Below are 4,879 nucleotides of genomic sequence, written 5' to 3'. Positions count from 1 at the left end.
CGGCACATCCAACTTCGGCCCAACCTGATTGAGGGATGCCTGGCCGGCACCGGTCTCTCACTTACCCCACCGACTCCACCCTGAAAGCCTCAGTAACTCCGCTGTATGAGTGCGCACTTGCCGCGCTCTTCGCCGACAGACGGCTCTGCACGCTCGAACACCGCTCTTGCCTGGAGGTCTTCGTGGACAACCCCACCGGCCAGGCCGCCGGCATCACCTCTGCCGGCCGACCGGCCGTGCCCGCCCGCGATTCCAGGGAGCCTGCTCAATGATCGACTTCGAGGTACTCACGAACCTCGCCGCATGCGACGGCACCGAACGGATCGGCGTCGGCGTTGTGGTCCGGGATGCCTCGGGACGGATTCCGGTGATCCGCAGGTCCCCGCACGACGTCCTGCCGGGCGTGTGGGAGTACGCCTGCGGCAGCCGGGAGGACTGCGAGACGGTTCCCGACGGCGCGGCCCGCGAGCTAGCCGAAGAGACTGGGCTCACCGGCCTGCCGCTGGAGTACGCGCGGCATCCCGACTTCACCAACCAGCGCGGGCTGGGCGTGCGCCCGTTCGCCTTCACCACCGTCGTGCCCGACGGCGAGAGCGATCTGCGGCTCGGTGACGAGGGCCTGGCCGTACGCATGGTCCCCCTCGGCGAGGTGCTCGCCCTGAAGGTCCTGCCCTACCTGCAGCACGACCTGCCGATGCTCGCCGAGGCGTCCACCCCGTCGTTCGGGAGGACCTCATGAATCCGCTCGACGACGCCCTCCGCTCCGCCACGATCGCGCCCCGTGCCACCAGGACGGAGCCGCCGACCCTGGTCGTCGGCGTCCACCTCGTCCTGCTCGACGGCGGCACCGTGCTGCTCGGCCGACGTCACAACACCGGCTACGCGAACGGCCTGTGGCACCTGCCGGCCGGACACATGGAGCCTGGGGAGACGGTCACCCGCTCGATGACGCGTGAGGCCGAGGAGGAACTCGGCGTTCTCATCGCCGAGGACGACCTCGCGCTCGTCCACACCCTGCACCATCTCGACGCCGACGACGGCCGCAGCCGGCTACAGCTGTTCTTCCGGCCCGCCCGCTACGACGGCCAGGTCCGCAACGCCGAACCGCACAAGTGCGAGGAACTGCGCTACTGGCCGCTCGACCAGCTCCCGACCGACACCGTGCCCTACACCGTCCACGCGCTCGGCGAGATCACCCGCGGCAGCGCCCTGTCCACCGTCGGCTGGCCGGCGTGAGCGCCCCCGCCGTCCCCTACGACGTGGACCGGCTGCTGCGCGCGACGGCCGGATGCTATGAGCTGCTGGGCGTGCGTTCCCACGACCGCGCCGGCTGCCCGAGTGTCTGGGAGCTGGCCGGCGAAGGCGGGCGCCGCCTGTTCGCCAAGCGTCACAAGAACGTGGTCATACACGAGCGGGAAACGGCCGCCTACCGGTTGCTCGTACCGGCCCTCGGCGGCGGCCGGACGCCGGCTCTGCTCGCCCAGGACAGCCGGTCGCTGCTCGTCGTCACCTCTGCGCTGCCCGGTACCCCGCTCATCAGCACCGCCCTCACCGCCGCCGAGGAGCGGGAGGTGTACCGGCAGGCCGGGCGGCTCCTGGCCGCCCTCCACGCGCAGCCGACGACCGGAGCCCCCGTCGGCGAGTACCTGCCCTGGGATCAGGAACGCGCACGAGCCCTGGCCGGGGCCCGCGACGCCTGCCTTGCGGACGAGGACATCGAGGTCCTGGCCGAAGCCACCCGAGCCGAACCCCCACCCACCGGGCTCGTCTACTGCCACGGCGACTTCGGTCCGCGGAACTGGCTCGTGCGCCGCGACGGCGACCTTCTCGCGCTCGGGCTGATCGACTTCGAACGCAGCCACGTCGAAGCCCCGGCCCGGCGAGACCTGATGCGTGTCACCCTTCAGCTCACACCCCACCGGCCCGACCTGCGTGCGGCGTTCACCGCCGGGTACGGGCGCGACCTCACCGGGCAGGAGCAGGTGGCGTGCCGGGCGTGGGCCGCGATCGACTGCCCCGCCGCCCTGCGCTGGGCCATGGACCACCACCGGGACGAGGAGGTCATCGGCTACGCCCGGACCGTCCTCGACCTGCTGCGTGACCCGAACCCCGTCGTGTGAACGCCCCTTACTTCTGCTACCGGTTGGAGTATCCATGCAGTCCCTGCGTCAGGCTGTCTGCGTCATCGTCCACGACGAGAAGGCGGGCAAGGTCGCCTGCGTCCACTACGCCAACGACTCCTGGTCCACGGTTCCCGCCTGGACGGTTCCCGGCGGCAAGGTCGAGGAGGGCGAACGACTCGACGAGGCCGCCGCGCGCGAACTGCGCGAGGAGGCGGGGCTGGTCGTCCCCGCCGAGGAGCTGCGGCTGGTCCACACCATCCAGGTCAGGGCCGGCTGGGACGGCAAGGGCCCGTTCCTGCTCTCCGTGTTCGCCGCGACGTCCTGGCAGGGCGAGCTGACGAACACCGAACCGGACAAGCACCTCGCGGTCCTGTGGGTCGACGCCGACGCGCTGCCCACCCCGATGTTCCCCACCTCCCACGCCGCCCTCACCGCCTGCCTCTCCGGCGACGGTCGAGGCTTCTCCACCTACGGCTGGGACTCCCCCGCGGACCTGCGCGACTTCGTCGGAGCCTGAGGTGGCCGGCCGCCACCGCCGCCCGCCCACCGACGAGCAGTTGACCCTGCCCGCCGACGTCGACCTGCGGCTTCTCGCCATCATCGAGGGCCGCACCGTCACCGACGCGGGCGTCGCCACCCTGCCCGGCGGACGGCACCCGTACGCCTACCGCACGCTCTACCGCCCCGATGGCATGGTGGACCGGCTGCTGGAGCGCCTGGCACCCGGACCCCTGCACCCGCCTGGCCTGCCGCCCGGTTTCCCTCCCGCGGGCTGACTTGCCCGCCGAGCCCCCGGCCGAGAGGAGCGGCCGTGCCCGATCACGCTTCCCTACTCCGTCCGGCCTTCAGCGGAGTGGGGAGTTTCGGGGCTCTGACCGGAGTTCCGGATGCTGTTGGTGATCTTCACTGGCGAGAGTGATATTGCCGCCATCGGCTGAATGCGCCAGTGCTCGTCTGCTGTCCTGGCCTGGAGGTCGGGCCTGTTCAGAGGGGTGGACTGCGGTGGCGATGGGTTCATGGTCCGGGCGGGAGATCCCGCCGCTGACTGCGCGGATGGCACAGGCGAGCAATCCTCGGGGCACTGCTGCGATGTGGGTGCGGGATCACTTGGAGGGGCTGTTCACGGACGAGGATTTCGCCGATTGGTATCCCGCAGACGGACGTCGCGGCCTGTCACCGGCGCGATTGGCGCTGGTGTCGGTGCTGCAGTACGCGCAGAACCTCACCGACCGTCAGGCCGCCGAGGCCGTCCGGTGTCGTCTGGACTGGAAATTACTGCCTGGGGCTGGAGTTGGACGATCCGGGCTTCGACTTCTCGGTGCTCAGCGAGTTCCGTGACCGGATGGCCGAGGGCGACCGGGCGGACCGGCTGCTGACGTTGATGGTGGAACGGCTGGCCGAGACGGGGCTGGTGAAGCGGCGCGGGAGACAGCGGACCGACTCCACCCATGTCCTGGCCGCGGTGCGGCGTCTGGACCGGATCGAACTGGTCGGCGAGACCCTGCGCGCGGCCCTGGAGGAGGTGGCCGCAGCAGACGAGGACTGGATATCCGCCCTGGTCACGGACGAGTGGGCCCGCCGTTACGGTCGACCGGTGCGCTACGACCGGCTGCCCAAGGAGACGAGCGAGCGCAAGCAGTACGCGCTCACGGTCGGTGAGGACGGAATGCGCCTGTTCCAGGCCCTCCTTGCCCCGGACGCACTGGCCCGGCTGCGGCGGCTGCCCAAGGTCGAGGTGATGCGCCAGGTCTGGGTCCAGCAGTACTGGTACGACGAACACGGTGATCTGTGCTGGCGCGGCCCGAAGCAGACTCGCGACCGGCTGAGCCGGCGCCACAGCCCTCGGCGTTCGACGACCGCGCACGCCTCCGACGGGCGGCCCGATCCCGCCTCCGCCCGGGTTCCGTGGTCGTCGGGGTCGATCATCTCTCCCCACGATCCGCAGGCCCGCTTCAGCCACAAGCCCGGCAAGGCCGAGTGGGTCGGCTACAAGGACCACCAGACCGAGACCTGCGACAGCGGCTTGCCGAACGTGATCGTGCACGTGGCCACCACGCCGGCGCCCGAGCAGGACATCGACGCCCTGGAACGGATCCACTCCGACCTCGCCGCACGCGACCTGGCTCCGGCCGAGCACCTGGTCGACGGCGGATACACCAGCCCCGCCGCCATCCATCGGGCCAGGACCGAGTACGGAATTGACCTGCTTGGCCCCGTCCGGCTCCCACCTCGATCACGGGCGTTGCCGGGCTTCAACAAGGAGGACTTCCACCCCAACTGGGAGGAACGAACGCTTACTTGCCCAAACGGTGCCACCAGCCCGCCATGGAAACCGACCCTCGCCGACGGACAGCCGCGCCTGTCCGTGCTGTTTCCCCGTGCCGTCTGTCGGGCCTGCGACGACCGCCCGAAGTGCACGGGAAACGTCGACGGCAAAGGCCGCCACGTCCTGCTCCTGCCACAGCCCCTGCAGGAGATCCAAAACCGCGTCAGGACAGAGCAGAAGACCAAACCCTGGCAGGACCGATACGCCATGAGGGCCGGCTGCGAGGCCACCGTCTCCGAGACCGTCCACGCCCACGGCTTGCGCAACTGCCGCTACCGCGGCACCGCGAAGACCCACGTCCAGCACGTCCTTACCGCAGCCGGAACCAACATCATCCGCCTCAGAAAGTGTTGGGTAATCGGATGATTACTGGTTCTTGAGGTCGTCGGCGAGGCGGCGGGCTGCTTCGGTCTCGATGGGGCCGCGCGGT

7 protein-coding genes are annotated in these 4,879 nt (G+C 70.2%); all 7 read left to right on the top strand.

The features are described from left to right. Positions 1–268 precede the first annotated feature (268 nt). The 7 genes from ABT048_RS41515 to ABT048_RS41485 all read left to right on the top strand — a co-directional run bounded on the left by ABT048_RS41515 (position 269) and on the right by ABT048_RS41485 (position 4,815). Positions 269–739: an NUDIX hydrolase gene (locus ABT048_RS41515; RefSeq protein ID WP_350526842.1), complete on the top strand. Its 471-nt coding sequence runs from the start codon at positions 269–271 to the stop codon at positions 737–739. Beyond that, on the top strand, positions 736–1,236 hold the full coding sequence (locus tag ABT048_RS41510; RefSeq protein WP_350526841.1) for an NUDIX hydrolase: 501 nt from the start codon (positions 736–738) through the stop codon (positions 1,234–1,236). The genes ABT048_RS41515 and ABT048_RS41510 overlap by 4 nt, the downstream gene beginning before the upstream one ends. Beyond that, positions 1,233–2,120 carry a phosphotransferase family protein gene (locus ABT048_RS41505; protein WP_350526840.1) on the top strand — a complete coding sequence of 296 codons (888 nt, stop codon included), beginning with the start codon at positions 1,233–1,235 and terminating at the stop codon, positions 2,118–2,120. The genes ABT048_RS41510 and ABT048_RS41505 overlap by 4 nt, the downstream gene beginning before the upstream one ends. Positions 2,121–2,154: 34 nt before the next feature. After that, positions 2,155–2,640: an NUDIX domain-containing protein gene (locus tag ABT048_RS41500; protein WP_350526839.1), complete on the top strand. Its 486-nt coding sequence runs from the start codon at positions 2,155–2,157 to the stop codon at positions 2,638–2,640. 1 nt (position 2,641) lies between these two features. Beyond that, positions 2,642–2,899, top strand: coding sequence for a hypothetical protein (locus tag ABT048_RS41495; protein ID WP_350526838.1), 258 nt, complete (start codon positions 2,642–2,644; stop codon positions 2,897–2,899). A 232-nt stretch (positions 2,900–3,131) separates the two neighbouring features. Then, complete coding sequence (locus ABT048_RS41490; RefSeq protein ID WP_350526837.1) at positions 3,132–3,461, top strand: transposase; 330 nt, start codon at positions 3,132–3,134, stop codon at positions 3,459–3,461. Positions 3,462–3,465: 4 nt separating this feature from the next. Beyond that, entirely contained in the window at positions 3,466–4,815 is a 1,350-nt protein-coding gene (locus tag ABT048_RS41485; protein ID WP_350526836.1) for a transposase, read from the top strand. Positions 4,816–4,879 lie beyond the last annotated feature (64 nt).

This window comes from Kitasatospora sp. NPDC096140 (assembly GCF_040303045.1).
Taxonomy (GTDB): domain Bacteria; phylum Actinomycetota; class Actinomycetes; order Streptomycetales; family Streptomycetaceae; genus Kitasatospora.
The sequence above is the reverse complement of the archived record's forward strand: the minus strand, read 5'-3'. Positions and strand labels throughout refer to the sequence as shown.

What these genes read in the sequence shown, in the direction of transcription:
- ABT048_RS41515 (WP_350526842.1), top strand. Translation starts at nt 269, where the DNA reads ATGATCGACTTCGAGGTACTCACGAACCTCGCCGCATGCGACGGCACC.
- ABT048_RS41510 (WP_350526841.1), top strand. Translation starts at nt 736, where the DNA reads ATGAATCCGCTCGACGACGCCCTCCGCTCCGCCACGATCGCGCCCCGT.
- ABT048_RS41500 (WP_350526839.1), top strand. Translation starts at nt 2,155, where the DNA reads ATGCAGTCCCTGCGTCAGGCTGTCTGCGTCATCGTCCACGACGAGAAG.
- ABT048_RS41490 (WP_350526837.1), top strand. Translation starts at nt 3,132, where the DNA reads ATGGGTTCATGGTCCGGGCGGGAGATCCCGCCGCTGACTGCGCGGATG.
- ABT048_RS41485 (WP_350526836.1), top strand. Translation starts at nt 3,466, where the DNA reads ATGGCCGAGGGCGACCGGGCGGACCGGCTGCTGACGTTGATGGTGGAA.